The 22,907-nt window shown below is 72.0% G+C and carries 17 protein-coding genes; 8 read left to right on the top strand and 9 right to left on the bottom strand.

Annotated features, from left to right (window positions below):
- Nucleotides 1–35: 35 nt before the first annotated feature.
- A complete protein-coding gene (locus tag OG542_RS20825; protein ID WP_328412890.1) occupies nt 36–503 on the bottom strand; it encodes a hypothetical protein in 468 nt (155 codons plus the stop codon).
- A gap of 378 nt (nt 504–881) precedes the next feature.
- Here OG542_RS20825 and OG542_RS20830 point away from each other — a divergent pair, with 378 nt between their 5' ends.
- The gene (locus OG542_RS20830) at nt 882–5,027 is read left to right on the top strand and encodes an nSTAND1 domain-containing NTPase (protein WP_328412892.1); all 4,146 of its coding nucleotides are present in this window, start codon (nt 882–884) and stop codon (nt 5,025–5,027) included.
- A 175-nt stretch (nt 5,028–5,202) separates the two neighbouring features.
- Here OG542_RS20830 and OG542_RS20835 read toward each other — a convergent pair whose 3' ends face one another.
- From OG542_RS20835 to OG542_RS20850, 4 genes are all read right to left on the bottom strand, one after another.
- A complete protein-coding gene (locus OG542_RS20835; RefSeq protein WP_328412894.1) occupies nt 5,203–5,775 on the bottom strand; it encodes a GNAT family N-acetyltransferase in 573 nt (190 codons plus the stop codon).
- A gap of 35 nt (nt 5,776–5,810) precedes the next feature.
- On the bottom strand, nt 5,811–6,368 hold the full coding sequence (locus OG542_RS20840) for a DinB family protein (RefSeq protein ID WP_328412896.1): 558 nt from the start codon (nt 6,366–6,368) through the stop codon (nt 5,811–5,813).
- 9 nt (nt 6,369–6,377) lie between these two features.
- Entirely contained in the window at nt 6,378–6,836 is a 459-nt protein-coding gene (locus OG542_RS20845) for a hypothetical protein (protein WP_328412898.1), read from the bottom strand.
- A gap of 61 nt (nt 6,837–6,897) precedes the next feature.
- On the bottom strand, nt 6,898–7,764 hold the full coding sequence (locus OG542_RS20850; protein ID WP_328412900.1) for a bifunctional DNA primase/polymerase: 867 nt from the start codon (nt 7,762–7,764) through the stop codon (nt 6,898–6,900).
- A 354-nt stretch (nt 7,765–8,118) separates the two neighbouring features.
- Here OG542_RS20850 and OG542_RS20855 point away from each other — a divergent pair, with 354 nt between their 5' ends.
- The 6 genes from OG542_RS20855 (at nt 8,119) to OG542_RS20880 (ending at nt 13,723) form a co-directional block, all read left to right on the top strand.
- Nucleotides 8,119–8,445, top strand: a complete 327-nt coding sequence (locus OG542_RS20855) for a hypothetical protein (protein ID WP_328412902.1) — start codon at nt 8,119–8,121, stop codon at nt 8,443–8,445.
- 161 nt (nt 8,446–8,606) lie between these two features.
- On the top strand, nt 8,607–9,536 hold the full coding sequence (locus OG542_RS20860) for a bifunctional MaoC family dehydratase N-terminal/OB-fold nucleic acid binding domain-containing protein (protein ID WP_328412904.1): 930 nt from the start codon (nt 8,607–8,609) through the stop codon (nt 9,534–9,536).
- On the top strand, nt 9,533–9,964 hold the full coding sequence (locus OG542_RS20865) for a MaoC family dehydratase (RefSeq protein WP_328412906.1): 432 nt from the start codon (nt 9,533–9,535) through the stop codon (nt 9,962–9,964). Before OG542_RS20860 ends, OG542_RS20865 begins: the two co-directional genes overlap by 4 nt.
- Before the next feature lie 76 nt (nt 9,965–10,040).
- Nucleotides 10,041–11,249, top strand: a complete 1,209-nt coding sequence (locus tag OG542_RS20870; protein WP_328412908.1) for a lipid-transfer protein — start codon at nt 10,041–10,043, stop codon at nt 11,247–11,249.
- 96 nt (nt 11,250–11,345) lie between these two features.
- Complete coding sequence (locus tag OG542_RS20875; RefSeq protein WP_328412910.1) at nt 11,346–11,906, top strand: SigE family RNA polymerase sigma factor; 561 nt, start codon at nt 11,346–11,348, stop codon at nt 11,904–11,906.
- A 137-nt stretch (nt 11,907–12,043) separates the two neighbouring features.
- On the top strand, nt 12,044–13,723 hold the full coding sequence (locus OG542_RS20880) for a long-chain fatty acid--CoA ligase (RefSeq protein WP_328412912.1): 1,680 nt from the start codon (nt 12,044–12,046) through the stop codon (nt 13,721–13,723).
- Between the two features lie 96 nt (nt 13,724–13,819).
- Here OG542_RS20880 and OG542_RS20885 read toward each other — a convergent pair whose 3' ends face one another.
- The 3 genes from OG542_RS20885 to OG542_RS20895 form a co-directional block, all read right to left on the bottom strand.
- Entirely contained in the window at nt 13,820–15,250 is a 1,431-nt protein-coding gene (locus OG542_RS20885; protein ID WP_328412914.1) for a recombinase family protein, read from the bottom strand.
- A 157-nt stretch (nt 15,251–15,407) separates the two neighbouring features.
- Nucleotides 15,408–15,974, bottom strand: a complete 567-nt coding sequence (locus tag OG542_RS20890) for a GNAT family N-acetyltransferase (protein WP_328412916.1) — start codon at nt 15,972–15,974, stop codon at nt 15,408–15,410.
- Nucleotides 15,975–16,106: 132 nt separating this feature from the next.
- A complete protein-coding gene (locus tag OG542_RS20895) occupies nt 16,107–17,318 on the bottom strand; it encodes an MFS transporter (protein WP_328412918.1) in 1,212 nt (403 codons plus the stop codon).
- A 176-nt stretch (nt 17,319–17,494) separates the two neighbouring features.
- On the opposite strand from OG542_RS20895, the gene OG542_RS20900 reads away from it, so the two are divergent.
- Complete coding sequence (locus tag OG542_RS20900) at nt 17,495–18,073, top strand: TetR family transcriptional regulator (protein WP_328412920.1); 579 nt, start codon at nt 17,495–17,497, stop codon at nt 18,071–18,073.
- 22 nt (nt 18,074–18,095) lie between these two features.
- Here OG542_RS20900 and OG542_RS20905 read toward each other — a convergent pair whose 3' ends face one another.
- On the bottom strand, nt 18,096–22,766 hold the full coding sequence (locus OG542_RS20905) for a PAS domain-containing protein (RefSeq protein WP_328412922.1): 4,671 nt from the start codon (nt 22,764–22,766) through the stop codon (nt 18,096–18,098).
- Between the last annotated feature and the right edge of the window lie 141 nt (nt 22,767–22,907).

Here is a 22,907-nt window from a genome sequence, read left to right on the forward strand (position 1 = left end):
CTCTGCCCAGCACGCCCTCGGCTGAACCGGCCCGGCTAGCGGGCGCCGGCTACGGCGAGCCACTGGGCGACCCGGCGGACGGCGGGCTCGTCGAGCCGTTCGACGAGGGCCTGGACGGTCGTGTCGTCCTCGGGCGTGAGGTCGTAGAGACCCGCCTTGCTCAGCCCGGCCATGAGGACCTGGTGGCGGCGGCCGGTCATGCGCTCCGCGAGCAGGGTCGGTTCGCCGGGGGACCCCGCCTCCGGGCTCGGCTGAGGTGAAGCCGCCTGCCTCAGCGCTGGGTCGAACAGCTGCCACGCGCCGTCCTTCGGTCCCCAGAGCGCGACGGTCACCTCGTCGCCGCGGGCGCGCATGGTCTGGGTCATCTCGCCGAGCGCGTACAGCACGGGCGAGCGGTGGGGCGACTCCGCGGCGGCCCGCCAGGACTTCGCGGCCGGCCGGTAGAGCATCGCCACCCAGCGTGGATCGCCCTGCGGCTCCGGGCTCTCGGGACGTGTCTCCATCGCGCTCACCCCTGTACGTCGCTGGTACGTCGCTCCGGAAGCGGTACGGCAGGCGCCGACCATAGCTGACGGATCGTCAGTTATCCAGGGTCGGCCGGAGTCGGAGAGCGCGGTCCGCAGGGGAGGTCACCACGTCGTCCGACACCGGTCCCTCCCCTCGTGGGGACCGGTGCCGAACGGTGGAGCTGCCGTCGTCCGGCGCGGCGGAAGCGGACGGACGCGGATGGAAGCTGACCGGAACGGTGCGTTGCTGCGTCCGGATCCTGCCATTTCCGGCTGCTGAAGAGGAGATTCCGGTGCCGGACGGACGGCATTACCGCAGGTCAGCCATATAGAGTGAGTTTTCCGGTCCGGACGTCCAGGCGTGACAAGTAAGGAGTGGAGACCTTGAGTTCCGACTCGGGGGCACGCACCGCCTTCGCGGAACGCCTCGCACTGCTCTACAAGGAAGCCGGGAACCCTCCACTCAAGCGTGTGTCCGAAGCGGTCGTCCGGCTCCAGCGGGTCGACGAACGCGGGCGGCCCGTGCGGGTGTCCGCCCAGCGCATCAGCGACTGGCGGCGGGCCCGGAACGTACCCGCCCAGTTCGCCGCTCTCGCGGCCGTGTTACACGTACTGATCCCCGAGGCGCGACGCTCGCGGCCCACGCCGGTGTCCCCGGGCCTGTACGACCTCGGCCAGTGGCAGCGGCTGTGGGAACGGGCGGTGGCCGACCCGGTCGCCGAGCGCCCCGAGGCGTCCCCGGCCCAGGAAGGGCCTGCGGCCGAGGCCCCGCCCGCGCCCGGCGGGGTGTGCCCGTACCGCGGGCTGGCCTCCTACCGCCGGGAGGACGCCCGCTGGTTCTTCGGCCGGGAGCGGGACACGGACGCGCTCGTCACGCAGCTCGGGGCCGTGGCGCAGGCGGGCGGCCTGGTCATGCTCGTGGGCGCGTCGGGAGCGGGGAAGTCCTCGTTGCTGAACGCCGGTCTGGTGCCCGCCCTGCGGGACGGCGCGCTGGGCGGCGACGACGGCGCGGAGCACGGCCGGGCGCGAAAGGTCGTGCAACTCGTCCCGGGCGGCGATCCGCTGGCGGAGCTGACCCGGTGCATCCCCGAACTGGGGCCCGTCCTCCTGTCCGAGGCGGGAGGGGCCTCCCCCGGCGTCCCCTCCCCCGGCGTCCCCTCCGCCACGGAACCGGAAGCGAGGGCCGAGGAGCCCGACGGCTCAGCCGTGGAGCACGAGGACCAGGGGCCATCCGGCGTTACCCCCACCGCGGACGCCGTCCGTGCCGCCGTCGCCGCCTGGGCGCGGCGCGAGGCGCCCTCCGGCGCGCGTCCGGTCGTCATCGTGGACCAGTTCGAGGAGACGTTCACCCTCTGCCCCGACGAGGCGGACCGGCGTGCCTTCATCGAGGTCCTGCACGCCGCGTGCTCACCCACCGGACGGGACGAACCGGCCCCGGCGGTCGTGGTCCTGGGCATACGCGCCGACTTCTACGAGCGGTGCCTCAGGTACCCCGAACTGGCCGACGCGCTCCAGCACCGGCACATGGTGCTCGGGCCGCTCACCACCGCGGAGCTGCGCGAGGCGGTGACCGGACCGGCCAAGGCCGTCGGGCTGGAGCTGGAACCGGGCCTGGCGGAGCTGATCGTCCGGGAGGTCAGCGCCGACGGCCCGCGCGGTGGGGGTCCCTCCCACGCCTCTCGGGCCGTGGGGGAGCACGACGCGGGCGTGCTGCCGCTCCTCTCGCACGCACTGCTCGCCACCTGGCAGCGCAGAAAGGCGGGCCGGCTGACGCTGGCCGGCTACCGCGCGGCCGGCGGCATCCAGGGCGCGGTCGCGGCGACCGCCGAGCGGGCCTGGTCCGGCCTCGACCCGGCGGCGCGCACGGCGGCGCGGCTGCTCCTGCTCCGGCTGGTCCGGCTGGGCGAGGACACCCATGCGACCCGCAGGCGGGGGACCCGGCGGAAGCTGGCGGAGGAGTCGACCGACCCGGGCAAGACCGAGGAGTCCCTGGAGGCGCTGGTCCGCGCCCGGCTGGTGACGCTGGACGCGGAGACCGTGGAGATCACCCACGAGGCGCTGCTGCACGCCTGGCCGCGCCTGCGCGACTGGATCGACGACGACCGGCAGGGCAATCTGCTGCGCCAGCGCCTGGAGGAGGACGGCCGGGCCTGGGAGGAATCGGACCGTGACACCTCACTGCTCTACCGGGGCTCCCGGCTGGAACAGGCCCATGGCTGGGCGAAAACCGCCGGGGACACGTTCCTGACCCGGAGCGCGGTGGAGTTCCTGGCCGCCTCGGTCAGGCTGCGCAGGCGCATCATCTGGATCAGCCGGGGCGCGGTGGCGACGCTGGTCGTCCTGGCGATGCTGGCCGTGGGGTCCGCCGTAATCGCCTCGAAGCAGCGGGACGACGCCGTGTTCGAGCAGGTGCTCGCCCAGGCCGATCGGGTCCAGTACACGGATCCGTCGCTGTCCGCGCAGCTCGACCTGGTGGCCCACCGGCTGCGGCCGGACGACAAGGGCGCGAACAGCCGCCTGATCTCCATCGTGAACGCCCCGCTGGCCACGCCGCTGGTCGGGCACACGGGCGCCGTCTACCTCACGACCTTCAGCCCGGACGGGCGGACCCTGGCCACGGCCAGCTACGACCGGACCGTACGGCTGTGGGACGTGGCCGACCCGAAGCGTCCGAAGCCCCTGGGCGAGCCTCTCACCGGCCACACCAGCTGGGTGAGCAGCGCGGTCTTCAGCCCGGACGGCCGTACCCTGGCCAGCGCGTCCGACGACGGCACGATCCGGCTGTGGGACGTGACGGACCCCGGCCGGCCGAAGCGGCTCGGCAAGCCGTTGACCGGCCATGACAGCACGATCTACCTGGTCGCCTTCAGCCCGGACGGGCGCACGCTGGCCTCCGTCGGCGACGATCACACCGTCCGGCTGTGGGACGTGGCCGATCCGCACCGGCCACGGGCGCTGGGCAAGCCCCTGACCGGGCACAAGGCCGCCGTGCGCTCGGTGGCGTTCAGCCCGGACGGCAAGACGCTGGCGGCCGGTGGCGACGACGGGGCGATCAGGCTGTGGGACGTGACCGACCCCCGGCGCCCGCAGCGGGCCGGGGAGCAGCTGACCGGCCACACCACCACCGTGCACTCCGTGGCCTTCAGCCCTGACGGCCGTACGCTCGCCAGCGGCAGCTCGGACAACACCGTACGGCTGTGGAACATGGCCGATTCACGTCGCCCGGCCCCGATCGGTACGCCGCTCACCGGCCATACCGGGCCGGTGTGGTCCGTGGCCTTCAGTCCCGACGGGAACATGCTTGCCGCCGCCAGCGCGGACAGCACCGCGAGCCTGTGGAAGGTCAGTGATCCGGCGTACCCGTCGCAGGTCGGCGGGCCCCTGGCGGGCAGCAGCGGCGAGATGTACGCGCTCGGCTTCAGCCCCGACGGGCGCACCCTCGCCACCGGGGCGGGCGACAACAAGGTCCGCCTGTGGTCGCTGCCGACGTCGGACATGATCGGCCGGACCGGAGTGTTCCGCCCGGACGGGCGGGTGCTCGCCACTGCGGCGCTCGACGGCCGGGTGCGCCTGTGGGACGTGCGGACGCCCGGCAGGCCCGTGCGGATGGGCGAACCGTTCCGGCCGGACGGCGGCGTCCGCTCCCTCGAATTCTCCCCGGACGGCCGCACCCTCGCGGTGGTGACGGGCAGCCGGGCCCTGCAGCTGTGGAACCTCCGCGATCCGGAACGCCCTGTCCCGCACGGGTCCGCCATCCCGCTGAGCATCAAGTTCGCCGACCCACTGGCCTTCAGCCCGGACGGGCAGGTCCTGGCGACCGCCTCCGACGACCGCACCATCCAGCTGTGGAACATCGGGGACCCGGCCCGTCCCCGACCGCTCGGCGCGCCCCTCACCGGTCACAAGGGCTACGTCAACTCCCTCGTCTTCAGCCCGGACGGCCGTACGCTCGCCAGCGGCAGCGCGGACGGCACCATCAGGCTGTGGAACGCGGCCGACCCCGGCCGGCCGACCCTGCTCCGCGCACCTCTCAAGGGCCACCTCGGAGCCGTCAACGCCCTCGCCTACAGCCCCGACGGCCTGACACTGGCCAGCGCCGGCGACGACAACTCGGTCCGCCTCTGGGACATCGAGGACCCCGCCGAGGCCTCCGAACAGGCCCGCCTCACGGGTCACACGGAAGCGGTCGTGTCACTGACGTTCAGCCGGAGCGGCCGCACCCTGGCCAGCGGCGGCGACGAGAGCACCGTCCGGCTGTGGAACGTCTCCGACCCCTCCGCGGCCACCGCGATCGGCCAGTCGATGAGCCCCCACGCCAAGACCGGCAATTTCCTGGCGTTCAGCCCGAACAGCCACATGCTCGGGGTGTCGAGCGGCGCCGACAGCATCCGGCTCTGGAACCTGGACACCGACGAGGCCGTACGCCGCATCTGCTCGATGACCCGGGGTGTTCTGACGCCGGACACCTGGCGCGAATACCTGCCCCGGCTCTCCTACGATGCGCCGTGCGCGGACCGATGAGACCGGTACGGCAACAGGGCGGAACCGCACGGCAGTTGAGTGATACGAGTCACAACCCGGCTTTTCCTGACGGACAGTCGGCTTCTCCCGCGTAAGCGCTTGTTACCCTTGGCCATAGCCCGACCGCTGGTGCATCCCCCGTCGCCAGCGGTCGGGCATTCGCATGCCGGTCCGCTCAGCGCAGTCCGAGGCGCATCAGGATGCGGGGATGGCCGGCCAGGACCGATGTGGTGGGGGCCGCGTAGGCGAACCCGGCTCGTTCGAAGTTCTTCCTCAGGCCGGCGTAGGCCATCGTCAGGTCGACCTTGGCGTCGCCGTTGTCGAGAGGGTAGGCCTCGATCGCCGGTGCGCCCTGGGCGCGGGCGAAGTCGACCGCGCCGGCGATGAGCGCGTGCGAGATGCCCTGCTTGCGGTGGCCGGGGCGGACCCGGACGCACCACAGCGACCAGACGGGCAGGTCGTCGACGTACGGGATCTTGCGGTTGCGGGCGAAGGCGGTGTCCGAGCGCGGTGCGACGGCCGCCCAGCCGACGGGTTCGTCACCGTCGTAGGCGAGCACGCCCGGGGGAGGGCTCGCACCGCACAGCTCCGCGACGTAGTCTCCGCGGGCCGGGCCGCGCAGTTCCTGGTTGAGCTTGGAGGGGATCCGGTAGCTCAGGCACCAGCAGACATTCGCCCCGGGCGACTTCGGCCCGAGCACGGCACGGACGTCGTCGAAATCCGTGGCCGGGCGGACATCGATCGTCATGGCACCACGATGGCACGCCCCTGGCGGCTTCGCCGCTAAACAGTGGACCGAGCGGCAGAGGCCTGCCCCGACGCCGACGCCACCCGCAGCAGCCGCAGCTGGCCGATCTCGGTCACGTTCTTCATCAGCTCGGCGTTCACCCAGGCCACCATGTGCGCGACGGTGTACTCGGGGTCGCCCTGTGACGGGAACGAAGCCGTGGCGTCCAGATCGCTGTCGGTGAGGCCGTCCAGGACCGCCAGCCACTGGGTGCGCAGGTCGCGCAGCCACTCGACGGTCGGGGCGCCCTCGCCGGGCCAGGCGATGTCCGTGCGGTCGCGGGGCGGCAGGCCCCGCACGTGGTCCAGGGTCACGCTCCACCACCAGCCGATGTGCCAGCTCACCCAGCCGATCGTGGGGACCGGCACCGGGTCGGGCTCGGTGTCCGCCCAGTCCGGCACCCAGGTGCCGTCGGGGGCCCTGCGCATCGTCCAGCAGAGGGGTGCGGGCTCCCAGAGGAAGTCTCCGGGCTCGAGCCGCTCCAGGTGGTACTCGAACAAGGACCAGGTCAACTCGAACTGCCAGCGCGGCAGTTCCGTACGGGAAACGCTCATCGGTCGACCCTACGCAAGCGCCCGGGTGTCACGGGCCAGTCCCGTCCAGTCGATGTCCCGCAGCGCTCGCTCGGTGTCGCAGCCCGACGGCAGGTGAGGGGCCGGCTGGAACCAGAGAACGGCCAGGCGTGAGCGGTACAGGACCGGGTCGTGGGCCGGATCGAGGGCGGCGGAGTGGAACGTGCCGAGGCACGCCACGGCGGGCAGGACCTCGACGGGACCGAGGCCGCCCGCGTACTGGTCGGGGTGCTCGCGCGGGGGCGGGACGAGGTGGACGGGCGTGCCGGGGTGGGACCGCTCGGCGGCGCGCAGCAGCTCGCGGATCCGCAGATCGTTGACCGGCTTGCAGGGATAGCCCTCCAGCAGGTCGCCGTAGGTCGAGAGCAGATCGCCGTACGTCGACGAGAACCGCAGTTCGGCGAGGTCCACCGAGCGGCCGGAGGCGAGAGTGAGGCGTGCGAGCGCCATGGCCGGCGGTCTGGCGTGCTGGTGCATGGAGGTCTTTCGGTGCTGGTGGACGAGGCCCTGCTCACGGGCGGTGCCCCGTCATCCGGGCCGCTGACGCGATCGTCGCCCGGGCCTCACGCTCGGACAGGCCGGTGTGGAGAGCCGCTTCGACCAGGGGGTCCACGAGCGCCGGGCCGATGCCGTCCTCGTACGCCCGGCAGGCCGCCCAGAACAGCCGGGTGTTGCGCTGGCCTTCGTGCGCGCCGAGGACGAACTGGACCAGGCCCTGGCCGTGCCCGCCGGCCGACGGGGGTGTGGGGTGGTGGGCGCGCGGCGGCGGGAGCAGCAGCCGCAGCAGGGAGCGCGGGCAGAGGGCGGGCGCCAGGTGCGCGGTCCCGGGGGCGGCGGCGTACACGCCCTGGTCCGTGCGGGAGCCGGGGCCGACGAGATAGCCGCCGGCGCCCCGGATGTCGATGCCGGGGGCCAGACGGCCCGCCGAGTTGGGGACGACCACGTCGGGCGGGCCGCTCAGCCACAGGTGACGCCCGCCGGACGGGGTCAGGACGACCACCGTCGGGGGGATGGTGAACAGATGCCGTAAGGCCAGCTCGCGCAGGGCGGCCGAGGAGTCCGTGCCGGTCTTCACGTCCAGGTCGATGCCGATCAGCTGGTGCGGGGGCAGCCCGCAGGCGATGCCGTAGCCGGTCGCCCAGGGCGCCGCGGCGAACAGTTCGCGGATGCGGGAGGGGTCGCTGGAGGCGTCGTACACGCCGTGGCCGAGTCGGCCGCACGCGCCGTGGCAGAGGGAGGGGACGGGGTCGTCGCGGTGCGGGGAGCGCAGTGCCGGGAGCTTGGTTCGGGACAGGGGGATGACGGCCAGTCCGCGTTCGGCGGCTGACAGGGCGTGTGCGAGGGCCAGCGTCGTGGCCTGCCGGTCGGTGGTGGCCATGCTTCTAGTTTCGTACGTACGTTCGAAAAAGGAAAGAGGGGGTGGGTGTGACGCGCCGGTGCGCGTGTCTGTGTGCGAAACGTGCCGGAACGCTTCGCCCCTTGTGGCACCAGGGCTCGAACCGTCTCTTCCATCCCGTTTCAGTACTGAAGTGACGTAATGGGGTTTATCGACATGTCATCACGCTTGAGTGCGAATAGGGGCTTCCGGTGTGGTTCGCCGGGGATTCGGTGGGCAACTCTGGACTCGCGACGTCGAGCAACGGACCAGGGCGGTCGGCCAACTTCTCTGGATACAGCAGTACTTCAGCAGTGCTTCAGCAGTACTTCCGCAGGTCCTTGGAGGGACAACACCATGGCAAGCATCCGTACCGCCCGCGTCATCGCGGCAGCCTCCGCCCTTCCGCTCGCGGCCGCCCTCTTCTGCGGTGTCGCGACGGCGGACAACGGCTCCTTCGCGGACAACGGATCGATCGCGTCCGTCACGGAGGCCGAGGCGGGCGTCCTCGGCAGCGGCGTCGGCGGCGACAACTACGGCACCTCGTCCACCACCAATCAGCAGGCCGTCGGCGAGGGCGCCTCGAACCAGAGCAACACCGCCCAGGTCAACGGCTCCGCCTTCACGGCCGTCAACCAGGGCAACGACAACACCGCCGTCAGCTTCACCCCGCTGTGGTGGTGAGCTGAGCGGGCCGGTGTACCGGCATCGGCCCGCCTTGCGTGTGGGTGTGCTTCGTGGGGTGACAAGCGTCTGAGCGGCGGTACTTCGGTGCCGCCGCACAGGCGTTTTCGGCATCTGCCGGGCCTTGACTGGGCAACTGATCTGACGGACAGTCAGAAACTGTGAACGGTGAGCCGGAGGTCCACGAGGAGTTCGAGGCGCGCCTGAAGGCCTACGAGGGCCGCCCGGCCGCCGCCACCGGGGTCGGCCGGGACCCCGTCAACGAGCCGATGATCAGGCATTGGTGCGAGGCCATGGGCGACACCAGCCCCGCGTACACCGGACCGGACGCGATCGCTCCCCCCACCATGCTCCAGGCGTGGACCATGGCGGGCCTGACCCGCCGCCCGGAACGCACGGCGGCCTACGACGAACTGCTTCGCCTGCTCGACGAGTCGGGCTACGACGCCGTCGTCGCCACCGACTGCGAGCAGGAGTATCCGCGCCCCCTGCGCCCCGGCGACGAGATCACCTTCGACTCGGTGATCGAGTCGGTCTCGGGCCTGAAGACCACGAAGCTGGGGGCGGGTCACTTCGTCACGACCCGTACGGACATCCGGGCCGGCGGCGAACTCGCCGGCACCCACCGCTTCCGCATCCTCAAGTACTCCCCCGCACACCGGCCGAAGGGCCCGACGCCCGGACCGGCGAAGGAACGCCGCCCTCGCCCCGTGATCAACCGCGACAACGCCGGCTTCTGGGAGGGCGTGGCCCGGCACGAACTGCTCATCCAGCGCTGCACCGGCTGCGGCGACCTGCGTTTCCCCTGGCTGCCGGGCTGCAACAGCTGCGGCTGCCCGGAGTGGGACACCGTCGAGGCGAGCGGCGAGGGCACGGTCTATTCGTACGTGGTCATGCACCACCCGCCCTTTCCTGCCTTCGAGCCTCCCTACGCGGTCGGGCTGATCGAGCTGGCGGAGGGCGTGCGGATCGTCAGCAACGTGGTCGGGGTGCCGTACGACAAGGTGCGGATCGGCATGCCGGTCCGGCTCGAGTTCCGGCGGTACGACGACGCGTTGGTACTGCCCGTCTTCCAGGGGGTGACGCGGTGAACGCCGGCGACCGCCTCCCGTCCCTGGAGATCCCGATCACCCGCACCCTGATCGTCGCCGGGGCGATCGCGTCCCGCGACTACCAGGACGTGCACCACGACCCGGATCTGGCCCGGCAGAAGGGCTCCCCCGACATCTTCATGAACATCCTGACGACCAACGGCCTGGTCGGCCGGTACATCACGGACCACTTCGGTCCCGGGGCCGTGCTGCGCCGGGTGGCCATCCGGCTCGGCGCGCCCAACCATCCCGGCGACACGATGGTGCTGACGGGCACGGTCGAGGAGGTCGTCGAGGAGGCTGACGGCGACACGGCGACGGTCCGGGTCGTCGGCACCAACGGCATCGGCAAGCACGTCACCGGCACGGTGACGGTCACGGTTCCGGCGGGAGCGGGGACGGCGTCGGCTCCCGGTGGACCCTCGTGATCGACGAGGTCCCCCTGGCCGCCGTGCGGCGCGGGCACCCCCGGCACCCGCCCGGCATGAGTCCAGGAGGCCCGGCATGAGTCCGCGCAGGAGCGACACCCTCGGCGGGCGGGCGGCCATCGCCGGCATCGGGGCCACGGAGTTCTCCAAGGACTCGGGCCGCAGCGAGCTGCGCCTGGCCGTCGAGGCGGTGCGGGCGGCGCTGGCGGACGCCGGGCTCACCCCGGCCGACGTCGACGGGATGGTCACGTTCACCATGGACACCAGCCCCGAGATCACCGTGGCCCAGGCGGCGGGCATCGGCGAGCTCACCTTCTTCTCCCGGATCCACTACGGCGGCGGCGCGGCCTGCGCGACCGTCCAGCAGGCGGCCCTCGCGATCGCGGCGGGCGTGGCGGACGTGGTCGTCTGCTACCGGGCGTTCAACGAGCGCTCGGGCCGCCGCTTCGGCTCCGGGGTCCGGCACCGCGAGCCGTCGGCCGAGGGCGCGGCGCTCGGCTGGTCGCTGCCGTTCGGCCTGCTCACCCCGGCCTCCTGGGTAGCGATGGCGGCCCAGCGCTACCTCCACACGTACGGGCTGACGCCGGAGGTGTTCGGGCACGTGGCCGTGGCCGGACGCGCGTACGCGGCGACCAACCCGGCGGCGTACTTCCACGGCCGGCCCATCACCCTGGCCGACCACGCCGCGTCCCGCTGGATCGTCGAGCCGCTGCGGCTGCTGGACTGCTGCCAGGAGACAGACGGCGGACAGGCCCTCGTCGTCACCTCCGTGGAGCGGGCCCGCGACCTGCCCCACCCGCCCGCCGTGATCGCCGCGGCCGCCCAGGGCGCGGGACGCGCGCAGGAGCAGATGACCAGCTTCTACCGCGACGACCTGACCGGCCTGCCCGAGACGGCGGTGGTGGCCCGGCAGCTGTGGCGGACCTCCGGACTCGCACCGGCCGACATCGACGTGGGGATCCTCTACGACCACTTCACGCCGTTCGTGCTGACGCAGCTGGAGGAGTTCGGCTTCTGCGGCCCCGGCGAGGCCCCCGGCTTCGTGGCCGAGGGGCGCCTGCCGCTCAACACACACGGGGGACAGCTGGGGGAGGCGTATCTGCACGGGATGAACGGGGTCGCGGAGGCCGTCCGGCAGATCAGGGGGACGGCGGTGAACCCGATCCCCGGAGCGGAACGGGTCCTGGTGACGGCGGGGACGGGCGTGCCCACGTCGGGACTCGTACTCACCGCCGACCCGCAGGGGACAACCCGCAGTACCCCGGTCCCGCCGCTCCACCTGTAGGAGGTGCAACGGGCCCTACCCCTACAACCTGAGGGGGACCCCGCTTCGGGACCTGCGGCCGATCCGCTCGACCTGGCCCGCTCATAGCGTTGAGCCATGACCACACTCGTCTGCACCAGCGCGTCGAGGGCCGCTGCACCAGCGGCGCAGACCCTCCCGTACCCGTCGTTCTCGTCGTACGTCAGGGCCCGCCAGCCGGTGCTGCTGCGTACCGCCCGCTCGCTCACCGGTAACCCGAGCGACGCGGAGGACCTGTTGCAGACCGCGCTCACCAAGACGTACGTCGCCTGGGAGCGGATCGAGGACCACCGCGCCCTCGACGGCTATGTGCGCCGGGCGCTGCTGAACACGCGGACGTCGCAGTGGCGCAAGCGCAAGGTCGACGAGTTCGCCTGCGACGAGATGCCCGAGCCGGAGCCGGTGACCGGCCGCGACGACCCGGCCGAGCAGCAGGCGCTGCGCGACGCGATGTGGCGGGCGATCATGCGGCTGCCCGCCCGGCAGCGGGCGATGGTGGTCCTCAGGTACTACGAGGACCTGAGCGAGGTCCAGACGGCCGAGGTGCTCGGTGTCTCGGTGGGCACGGTGAAGTCGGCCGTCTCACGCGCGCTGGGAAAGCTCCGCGAGGACGCTGATCTGGGACTTGTCCGCCAGTGAGCCCTGCCGCGCAGGCCGCCTCGGCCGCCGCTGAACCCCTCGGTCCGCTTGGCGTGATGTGATCGATCGCCCGGTCCTAGTGACATACCGCGTGGTATGTGCGCAGAATCAGCGCAACCTTTACCACCGCGTAGGCAATGTCGCCCCGGGAGGACGCCGTGCTGAGCACGATGCAGGACGTACCGCTGTTGATCTCGAGGATCCTGACCCACGGGTCCACGATCCACGGGACATCGCAGGTGACCACGTGGACCGGTGAGGACGAGCCGCACCGCCGCTCCTTCGCGGAGATCGGCGCCCGCTCCGCCCAGCTTGCCCACGCGCTCCGGGAGGACCTCGGCGTCGCCGGCGACGAACGGGTCGCGACGCTCGCCTGGAACAACGCGGAGCATGTGGAGGCCTACTTCGCGATCCCGTCCATGGGCGCGGTCCTGCACACCCTGAACCTCCGCCTTCCGCCCGAGCAGCTGGCCTGGATCGTCAACCACGCCGCCGACCGTGTGATCATCGCCAACGGTTCGCTGCTCCCCCTGCTCGCCCCGCTGCTCCCGCACCTGAAGACGGTCGAGCACGTGGTCGTCACCGGCCCCGGGGACCGCTCCCTGCTCGCGGACGCCACCGCGCGGGTGCACGAGTACGAGGACCTGATCGCCGGGAAGCCGACGTCGTACGACTGGCCCGAGCTGGACGAACGCCAGGCCGCCGCCATGTGCTACACCTCCGGCACCACCGGCGACCCCAAGGGCGTGGTCTACAGCCACCGCTCCATCTATCTGCACTCCATGCAGGTCAACATGGCCCAGTCGATGGGCCTGACCGACGAGGACACCTCGCTGGTCGTCGTGCCCCAGTTCCATGTGAACGCGTGGGGTCTGCCGCACGCGACCTTCATGACCGGCGTGAACATGCTGATGCCGGACCGCTTCCTCCAGCCCGCTCCGCTCGCCGCGATGATCGAGAGCGAGAAGCCCACCCACGCGGCCGCCGTCCCCACCATCTGGCAGGGCCTGCTCGCCGAGCTGACCGCGAACCCGCGTGACGTCTCCTTCCTCGGCCAGGTCACCATCGGCGGCGCGGCCTGCCCGCCCTCCCTCATGGAGGCCTTCGACAAGCTGGGCATGCGGGTCTGCCACGCCTGGGGCATGACGGAGACGTCCCCGCTCGGCACGATCGCCCGCCCCCCGGCCAGTGTGGTCGGCACGGCGGAGGAGCTCGCCTACCGGCTCACCCAGGGCCGCTTCCCGGCCGGTGTCGAGGGCCGCCTGACCGGCCCCGGCGGCGAACGCCTCCCCTGGGACGGCGAGTCGGCCGGTGAGCTGGAGGTACGCGGCCCGTGGATCGCCGGCGCCTACTACAACGGCCCGGACGCCGACCCGCTCCGCCCCGCCGACAAGTTCAGCGAGGACGGCTGGCTCAAGACGGGCGACGTGGGGACCATCTCCCCCGACGGCTACCTCACCCTCACCGACCGGGCCAAGGACGTCATCAAGTCCGGCGGCGAGTGGATCTCGTCGGTGGATCTGGAGAACGCGCTGATGGCCCATCCCGAGGTGGCCGAGGCGGCCGTCGTCGCCGTTCCCGACGAGAAGTGGGGCGAGCGCCCCCTGGCCACGGTCGTCCTCAAGGAGGGCGCCACCGCCACCTTCGAGACCCTGCGCGCCTTCCTCGCCGACGAGGGCCACATCGCCAAGTGGCAGCTCCCGGAGCGCTGGACGGTCATCGAGGCGGTCCCGAAGACGAGCGTCGGGAAGTTCGACAAGAAAAAGATTCGCGAAGCACATAGGTTGGGTCAGCTCGACATCACCAAGCTCGGCTGACCTGGCGGTTCCTTGCTTACAGGTGCAGCCGAAACGGCGAGCAGACGAAGAGGCCCCGGCGTTCACCGCAGGGGCCTCTTCGGGTTTCAGCGTCGGCTAGGCAGCCCACACAACGTCCAGCAAGTCGGGATTGAACTTACGGGCTCCTCGTCCCGCCGGGTGCACCATGACGGCCCGTACGTGCTTCATGATCACGGCGCGCTGTCGTTCAATCGGCAGACGCTCGAACTCCTCAGACAGGTCCACGACGGCGGCAGAGGCTTTGACTTGCTCGACGGTGTGCCTGTCGCGCTCGTACTCCAGCTCATCACGTTCCTTCTCCAGAGGCTCCAGCATGGCGATAGCGGTAGCCGCAGAGATGCGCTTCGAGTTCATGGCGGAGATCAGTTCACTGATCTCCAGTCCTACTTCCGCCAGTCGGGCAGATCCCGGCCACTCAACTGCGCCATGTGCAGGTGTCTTCATTCTTGCCTCAGCGTCGTGAATGAGATTGATGATGTGCTTGTCCATCGGCTCACCAGCGCGGGACACTTTTCCGCAGCCGCCGTCCTGAGTGGCCGGGCAGCGGTAGAAAAATCGGCTCCCTTTGCTTCCTTCTTTCCAGGAAGAGCGTATGTTCGCCAGCATGCGTGTCCCGCACTCGGAGCACCGGAGGATGCCGCTGAGCAAGTACTTGTGGTTGTTAGTCATGTTGGAAGTCTTGAATTGCGACTTGATGCCCTGAAGAACGGCGACGACGGCGTCAAGCTTTTCGGGAGTGCAGATCGGCTCCCAGACTCCCATGACGGGCTTGCCGTCCGGGCCGATGTGCTTCTGTCCCTTCACAGCTCGGAAGCCGGCCAATCGAGGATTGGTGAGAATGCTCTTTAGGGCAACGCGAGAGATCGGCTTTCCTGTGTTTCGTGAGGACTGGATTCCTTTCTCCTGCCACTCCCTATGGATCGTTGAAAGCCGCGTCCCGGCCAACAGGTCGTCATGAGCCTTCGTGATCAGCGCGGCCTGTTCCGGGGCAAGGGTGATCCGGTCGGCCTTCCAGCCGAACGGCGGGAAGCCGCCGCCGTTCTTCCCGGCGTCCGCGAGTTCGCGGTGTTTTCGAGCGATGCGCCTACCCGTATCGGCGCTGGCCTTGTTGGCGAACGCCACCATGACGCGCGCCATCGTGCGCCCGTCTGATGTCGACAGGTCAATATCGTTCGTGACCGTGCAGAAGACGAGTTCCGGACGCTCCTCGAATACGTCGATCAGCCGTTCAAGGTCGCGCGGCTGTCGGGCCAACCGGTCGAGGTCGTAGGCGATCACACCGTCTATGACGCCCGACTGGAGGTCGACAAGCAGCCGTTCGAATTCGGGGCGAACCACGTTGCGCTTGAAGGCGCTTACGTCATTGTCGATGTAGTCGCGCGCCACCTCCCACCCAGGGCGCACCCCGGCAACCTGCCGGTAGTCGTGGCGCTGGCGCTGGACGCCCAGCTCTTCGCCGTCCTTGTCGAGGCTGATCCGGGCGTACCCCCCGAGCTTCACGACCACCTCGAACCCCCTCCGCACCCGAACGGGCGCCGTACACACGGCTGGCGGCATGCCTGACCTGTGTTGATCGCTGTCGTGAGGCTAGCGCAGAACAGGAGTGTTCAGTGAAGGTTCTTGAAGAAGGTGTTGCGAAGGCAGTATCGGGGCGACCTAGACATCACCAGGCTCGGCTGATCCCGCCGAGCACCCCGGAGCCCCTGGCCACCTGCCAGGGGCTCACCCCCCGCACGGCGCTCCATTCGTCCTCGAGCACGCTGAAGACCAGCGAGTCCCGCCAGCCGTCGCGGAGGAGCTGGGTGTGCCGCAGGCGTCCCTCCAGCGTCATGCCGAGCTTGGCCAGCACCCGCGCGGAGCCGAGATTCCGCGGGTCGCAGGTGGCATGGACGCGATGAAGCCGCAGCGTGCGCGAGAAGCAGCGCCCGATCTCCGTCCCGATGCCCCGCCCCCATACGCGCGGATGCACGATGTAGGAGATCTCGCCCTGGCGCTGGGGTGCGCTGCGCACCCGCAGTTCCCCCATCCCCACCACCTCCCGCCCCAGGCGGGCCGCACAGGGGAACCGGCGCTGGGGGCTGTCCGACCAGGCGGCGACCGCGCCCGCCACGAACTCCCGCGTCTCGTCCGGCGTGTTCGGCCCCCACGGCTGATACCGGCAGGCCTCGGCCAGACCCGCCCAGGTGTGGACGGCGGCCCAGTCCTCCGAAACGATCCTGCTCAGGGTCACGGTTCCCGACGCACAAGACGATCATGTCCACCTCGGCGTGCGGCTATCCGCGGCTCTTTCACCCGCGGGGAGTCCATCTGCCCGTCCGGCGCCCCACGTTCTCGTCCCGCGTTCTCGCCCTTCGGCATCGCCTCACCGCCGAGCCGAGGTCAGCCCCCACCCCAGCACCAGCCACACCCCCGCCACCGCGCACACCCCGCCCCAGCCGAAGTGGCTGAAGGCGGCCCCGCCGAGAGCCGAGGCGGCGGCGCCGCCCGCGAAGCCGGCGACCACATAGGCGGTGTTGGCGGTGGCCGGGGTGGACGTGGTGGTCAGGGCCAGGGTCTGGTTGGCGACGTGGGAGGCGACGAGCGCCGCGTGGATCGCGATCGCGGCGGCGAACAGCGCGGCCAGAGCATGCCCGCCCAGCCAGAACAGCGGCACGGACACCGCCGCGAGCAGATACGCGGACCGCACGACACGCCCCGCGCCGAACCGGTCCACGAACCCGCCCGCCAGCGGAGCCACCGCACTCGCCGTCAGCCCGAAGAGCCCGAAGAGACCCGCGGTCGCGGTGGACAGCCCGTACGCGGGCCCGGTCAGCAGCAGGGAGAGCGCGGTCCACAGCGCGCTCCACGCGCCGAACATCCCGGCCTGCCGCAGGCACGCCCGCCACAGATCGGGCGAGTGGCGCAGCACGGAGGGCAGCGCGGCGAGTCCGCCGAACAGCGGGCCTTCCCGCCGCCGCCGCGACGGCAGGACGAGCGCGGTCGCGAGCCCCAGGACGAGGGTGAGCACGGCCGCACCAGCGAACACCCAGCGCCAGCCGAAGGCCTGCCCGGCCAGTCCGCCCAGGACCCGGGCCCCGACGATGCCGGTGAACAGGCCCGCGATGACGGCCGCGACATGACGGGCACGCCGGTCGGCGGGGGCGCGTTCGGCGACCAGCGGGACGAGCAACTGGGGGATGACGGTCGTGGCCGAGGCGACGAACATGGCGACCGCGAGGGCGGTGATGCCCGGGGCGGCCGCACTGGCGCCCAGCGCGAGGGTGGTGACGAGCGTGAGCCCGGCGACCAGCCGGCGCCGGTTCGCGGTGTCGCCCAGCGGGGCGAAGAACAGCAGGCCGACCGCGTAGCCGAGCTGGGCGACCGAGGCGATCCAGGCGACGGCCGAGGGGGCCGAGCCGAAGTCGCGGGCCATGAGCGAGAGCAGTGGTGCGGCGAGGTAGATGTTGGCGGCGGTGACCGCGCTGCACACGGCGATCAGGGTGAGGAAGAGGCCGGGGGCGGGCGTACGCGCCTGCCGCAGGGGGGCCTGGGCCTGGCCGGTCCGGCGGGACGTGGTCGTGGTCGCTGACGGCATGGAAGGGGACTCCTCGGAGTCTGCTTGGAGTCGGGCTTGGAATCGGGCGTGGAGTCGGGCTTGGAGTCCGCTCTAACAACTAACTGGTTGGTTGGATAACGAGGCAACAGTGTGAGCCGCCCTTCGATTCCCTGTCAACCAAACGGTTGGTTACTCGGCGCGCTACCCTCTCCCCCATGGCACCAAGGGACCCCGAGGCCACCAAGGCCCGGATCTTCGAGGCGGCGGTCGCCGAGTTCGCCCGGCACGGCATCGCCGGCGCCCGCATCGACCGCATCGCCGCCGAGGCGAAGGCCAACAAGCAGCTGATCTACGCCTACTTCGGCAACAAGGCGGAGCTGTTCGCGATCGTCCTCGAGAAGAAGATGCTGCATGTCGCCGAGGACGTCCCGGTCGACCCGGACGACATCGAGAGCTGGATCGACCGCGTCATGGACTACCACGCAGCCCACCCGGAGCTGCTGCGCCTGCTCTTCTGGGAGGGCCTGGAGTACGGCAGCGCCGAACTGCCTCACGAGTCCGCCCGCCAGAAGCACTACGTCCGCAAGGTCGCCGCCCTCCGGGACGGCCAGGACCGGGGCGTCATCACGGACGCCGTCCCGGCGGCCGACCTGCTGTTCCTGCTGACCGCCCTGGCCAACTGGACCGCCGTCGTCCCGCAGATGCGGCGCATCCTGGTCGGCGACGGCGAGGACGCCCAAGACCGCCTGCGCGCGTCGGTCAAGGAGGCCGCGCGCAGGCTGACGGCCCGGTAGGACCGGCCGGCCGGTCCCTGGCTCAGTTGGTCCCGATCCTGCTCAGCAGCTCGACGATCCGGGTCTGCACCTCGCCGCTGGTGGACCGCTCCGCGAGGAACAGCACCGTTTCCCCGGAGGCCAGCCGCGGCAGGTCGGCCTGGTCGACGGCGGCCGTGTAGACGACGAGCGGGGTGCGGTTCAGCTGCCCGTTCGCGCGCAGCCAGTCGATGATCCCGGCGAACCCGGCCTGTCGCCGGTGCACCTGCATCAGGTCCATCACGACCAGGTTCGGCCGGAAGTCGCTCGCCAGCGTCACCGCGTCCGCGTCGCTCGCGGCCCGCGCGACCTGCATCCCGCGCCGCTCCAGCGTCGCCGTCAGCGCCAGCGCGATCTCCGCGTGCTCCTCGATCAGCAGCACCCGCGGCGGGTGCTGCTCACTGTCGCGCGGGGCCAGCGCCTTCAGCAGCACGGCCGGATCGGCACCGTAGGCCGCGTCCCGCGAGGCCTGTCCGAGCCCGGCCGTCACGAGGACCGGCACCTCCGCGGCCACGGCGGCCTGGCGCAGCGACTGCAGCGCCGTACGGGTGATCGGCCCGGTCAGCGGGTCGACGAACAGCGCGGCGGGGAACGCCGCGATCTGCGCGTTGACCTCCTCGCGCGAGTTCACGATCACCGGCCGGTAGCCACGGTCGCTCAGCGCCTGCTGGGTGCTGACGTCCGGCGCGGGCCACACCAGCAGCCGCCGCGGGTTGTCCAGCGGCTCCGGCGGCAACTCGTCGTCCATCGGCTGCGGCCGCGGCGGATCGGCCACCTCGACGGCACCCCCGGGCCCGTCCAGCGGCTCGGGCCCTTCGGCGGCGTTCTCGTCGGGAGCGCCTATGGCGTACGACCGACCGCCGCCCTCGGTCAGCTGCGCGAGCCGGGACTGACCGGCGAGGGACGGCTGCGCCGGAACGGGCGCGGGCGCCTGGGCGGCGACCGGCGGGGGTGTCGCCTCGCTCGTCGGATGCGGGCGCGCGGCCTGCTCAGGACGCGCTGCCTGCTCGGGGCGCGGACCCTGCTCGGGGCGCGGACCCTGCTCCGGGCGGGACGCCGATTCCGTACGCGTGGCCTGATCGGTACGCGTGGCCGGGTCGGGCGGTGTGCCGAGCTTGCGGCGCCGGCCCGATCCGCCCGGCTGGTGCGGGGGAGGCGTCGCCGTCGGCAGGGGGACGGACATGGCCGGCGGCTGCTGGACCTGGGCTGCCTGCCGGTTGAACGGCACGCCCTGCCCCAGCGTCCGCACGCTGATCGCCCGCCCCTGCGTCGAGTTCGGATCGACGGGCGCCGAGGCCTCCGCTGGCAACGGCTGGGCCGCCCGCTGCGCCTGCGCCGCGCCCTCCGGCGGCAACGGGGTGCCCGGGGCTGGAGTGCCCGGGACCGGGGTGCCCGGAGCCGGGGTGTTCGGGACCGGGGTGCCCGGAGCCGGGGTGTTCGGCTGTGGGGCCTTAGGGGGTGTGCCGTTCGGCGGTACGGCGAAACCGGCCCCCGCGCTGTCGTCGTCGGCGGCGGGCCAGGGCTGGGGGGCGGGGGTGCCGCCCTGAGCCGGGGTCCCCTGAGCCGGGGTCCCCTGAGCCGGGGTCCCCTGAGCCGGGGTTCCCTGGGCGGGAGTGCCCTGAGTCGGGGTGCCTTGGGCCGGTGTTCCCTGCCCCGGGGCGGCCTCGGCGGGGAGCGGCTGCCCGGCGGAGGGCTGCTGCGCCGGTGCGGCGACGCCCTGCTGCGGCAGGGGCCGCGCGCCCTGGGCCGGAGGCTGCAGCGCCTGCCCCGGGAGGGCCGCCTGCACGCTGTGCCCGAGCCCGCCCTGCACGGGGAGGGACACGCCCTGCGGGGCATTTCCCTGGGGGGTGTTCCCCTGGGGCTGAACGGCGTTGCCCTGCTGCGGCGGCACGGCCGCACCCGGCGCGCCCTGGGCAGCGGCCACCCCGGCCTGGACGGGCGCGCCCTGCCCCGGCGGGACCTGACCGGCGGCGTCCTGCTGCGCGGGAACCCCCTGCCCGGGACTCGCAGCCACGGAACCAGGCGGTACGGCAGCAGCCGGTACAGAACCCGCCGGTACGGCACCCGCCGCACCGGGCGCCTGCACCGCGGCCCCCTGGCCCTGCTGCGGCACCACGGCCCGCCGCCGACGGCCCGTCGGCGCACTCGTGGGATGCGGCTGCGGCGGGGTGTGATCGGCGGACTGGTCGTGCGGTACGGCGTCGTGCCGCCCTTCCTCGGCCACCCCGTCACCGGAGGCGGCAGCCGCGGCAACCGCCACGGCCTCCTGCCCCTGGTCGGTCTGTCCGGACTGAACCCCCTGGTGGGCCGGTTCGTCCGGGGTCGTCTGATCGGCCTCGGCCGGCGGCAGGGCGAACACCGGACGCGGCCCCGCGGCGGCCTGCTGCGCTGCCCGCTCGTTGGCGGCGGCCAGCGCACGCCGCCGACGCCCGGTCGGCTGCTGGGCCTGTCCCGGTGCCGCATCGGCCGCACCGGAGCCGGCGTCACCGGACGGCGCGGGCAGCGCCGGCGGCAGCGCCCGCTGCTCACCGGGTTCCCGCCGGGCCCGCTGTCCGGAGGCGTCGGGCACGCCCTGCGGCGGAACGGTCCCGCCAAGCCCCGTACCCACGGCGGCGGTCCCGGCCGCATGCTCGGCGGCCGTGACGACGGCCCCCTCGGCGACACCCTGGACGGCACTCCCGACGGCCCCCGCGGCGACGGCCTCCGCAGCGGCGCCCTCGGCAGGACGCCCGCGCCGCCGCCCGGTACCGCCCGAGCCGGCACCCTCACCGGAAGCCGGCGCCGGAAGAGCGGCCGGTTCCCCGGCGGCCCGCCTCCTGCGCCGCCCGGTAGCACCACCGGACCCACCGGGCCCATCAGCCTCGTCGCCCTCAGCTGGAACATCCCCGTCCAGGAAGGCATCGGTGGAGGACCGCCGCGCCCGGCGCCGCCCCCCGCCAAAGGTCTGCTCATCGGAGGCCCCGGGAACGCCCTCGTCCACTGCCTGGGCGGCCGCATCCGCGGCAACGGCCCCGGCCCCGCCCCCGATCGGCACCTCGAGGACGTACGCGCTCCCGCTCATCCCTGGCACGTCATGCGTCTGCAGCACGCCGCCATGAGCCCGGACGATCCCCCGCACGATCGGCTCGTGCACGGTGTCGCCACCGGCGTACGGCCCGCGCACCTCGATGCGTACGACCTCGCCGCGCTGCGCCGCCGCCACCACGACGGTGTTGTCCAGATAACCGCCCGCCGACAGGGGTGTGTTGCCGGTCGCGTCGACCCCCGCCACGTCCGCGACCAGATGCGCGAGGGCGGTGGCGAGCAGCCGGGGATCGACCTCGGCCTCGATGGGCGGCGCGTGCACGGCGAACTGCACCCGCCCGGGCCCGATGAGCTCGACGGCCCCGTCGACCCCGGAGGCGACGACGGCGTCCAGCATCACCTTCGTACGGGCGATGTTCTCGCTGCCCGTGTCGAGCCGCTGGTAGCCGAGGACGTTGTCGATCAGTGTCGTGATCCGCGAATAGCCGGCGGACAGGTGATGCAGCACCTGGTTGGCCTCGGGCCACAGCTGCCCGGCGTCGTCGGAGGCCAGCGCGGCCAGCTCGCGGCGCAGTTCCTCGAGCGGCCCGCGCAGCGACCGCCCCAGCAGGGTCAGCAACTGCTCGTGCCGGGCGGCGAGCGCCTCGTACCGGTCCTTCTCCCGCTCCCCGAGCGCGGCGTACCGATCCTCGTTCGCGCCGAGTTCCTCGGCGTGCCGCTCGCTCAGCTCCTCCAGCTCGGTGACGTGCCGCTGGCGCAGCGCGGTCAGCTCGGAGGCGTGCTCCTCGGCGACCCGCTCCAGCTCTTCCTCGTGGCGCTTGGCCGCCGCTTCCTTCTCCTCGACGACCGCGTCGTACGGCCGCCGGTCGGTGAAGGTCATCACGGCGCCGACGAGCTGGTCGCCGTCCCGCACGGGCGCGGTCGTCAGATCGACCGGCACCTTGCCGCCGTCCTTGGCGTACAGCACCTGCCCGCGCACCCGGTGCTTGCGCCCGGAGCGCAGGGTGTCGGCGAGCGGCGACTCCTCGTACGGGAAGCTCGACCCGTCGGCACGCGAGTGCAGCACGAGGTCGTGCAGTTCACGCCCACCGAGATCGCTGGCCCGGAAACCCAGTATCTGAGCGGCGGCCGGATTGACGAGCACGATCCGCCCGTCGGTATCGGTCCCGACGACGCCCTCGGACGCGGCCCGCAGAATCATCTCGGTCTGCCGCTGCGACCGCGCGAGCTCGGCCTCGGTGTCCACGGTCCCGGACAAGTCACGCACGACGAGCATGAGCAGCTCGTCGCCGGTGTAGCCGTAACCGTCGTAGGCCTGCTGCCCGTTCTCCAGATTCGCACTGGTGACCTCGACGGGGAACTCGGTTCCGTCCGTCCTGCGGGCGATCATCCGGGTCGGTTTGGTCCGGGCATGCGGATCGAGATGCTCCGGCCGTCGCATGGAGCCGGGGATGAGCTTGGAGTCGAACTGCGGCAGCAGATCGAGCAGCCCGCGCCCCACCAGAGCGGTGCCCGGAGTCTCGAAGGCCTCCAGGGCGATGGTGTTGGCGTTGACGACCGTCCCGTTGGCATTGACCAGCACCAACGCGTCGGGAAGCGCATCCAGTATGGCTGCGAGGCGAGCAGCGCCTCGGGATGGCCTGCTGCTCACGAGACGCTTCCTCCCTGTTACCGCACCTTGCCGACCGCTCGGGCCATCTTGCCAACCGTCCCGCAGCGTGTCACGCGAGGGAGTCTAAGGGTTGCGGTTGCGCTCGCGACGCCGGATGAGAGCGAGGTCGCACGAGCAAGT

The organism is Streptomyces violaceus, assembly GCF_036014075.1.
In the GTDB taxonomy this organism is placed as follows: Bacteria; Actinomycetota; Actinomycetes; order Streptomycetales; family Streptomycetaceae; genus Streptomyces; species Streptomyces violaceus.

Coding starts and splice junctions, on each gene's coding strand:
- OG542_RS20825 (WP_328412890.1), bottom strand. CDS start 503: ATGGAGACACGTCCCGAGAGCCCGGAGCCGCAGGGCGATCCACGCTGG.
- OG542_RS20835 (WP_328412894.1), bottom strand. CDS start 5,775: ATGACGATCGATGTCCGCCCGGCCACGGATTTCGACGACGTCCGTGCC.
- OG542_RS20840 (WP_328412896.1), bottom strand. CDS start 6,368: ATGAGCGTTTCCCGTACGGAACTGCCGCGCTGGCAGTTCGAGTTGACC.
- OG542_RS20845 (WP_328412898.1), bottom strand. CDS start 6,836: ATGGCGCTCGCACGCCTCACTCTCGCCTCCGGCCGCTCGGTGGACCTC.
- OG542_RS20850 (WP_328412900.1), bottom strand. CDS start 7,764: ATGGCCACCACCGACCGGCAGGCCACGACGCTGGCCCTCGCACACGCC.
- OG542_RS20855 (WP_328412902.1), top strand. CDS start 8,119: ATGGCAAGCATCCGTACCGCCCGCGTCATCGCGGCAGCCTCCGCCCTT.
- OG542_RS20870 (WP_328412908.1), top strand. CDS start 10,041: ATGAGTCCGCGCAGGAGCGACACCCTCGGCGGGCGGGCGGCCATCGCC.
- OG542_RS20875 (WP_328412910.1), top strand. CDS start 11,346: ATGACCACACTCGTCTGCACCAGCGCGTCGAGGGCCGCTGCACCAGCG.
- OG542_RS20880 (WP_328412912.1), top strand. CDS start 12,044: ATGTCGCCCCGGGAGGACGCCGTGCTGAGCACGATGCAGGACGTACCG.
- OG542_RS20895 (WP_328412918.1), bottom strand. CDS start 17,318: ATGCCGTCAGCGACCACGACCACGTCCCGCCGGACCGGCCAGGCCCAG.
- OG542_RS20900 (WP_328412920.1), top strand. CDS start 17,495: ATGGCACCAAGGGACCCCGAGGCCACCAAGGCCCGGATCTTCGAGGCG.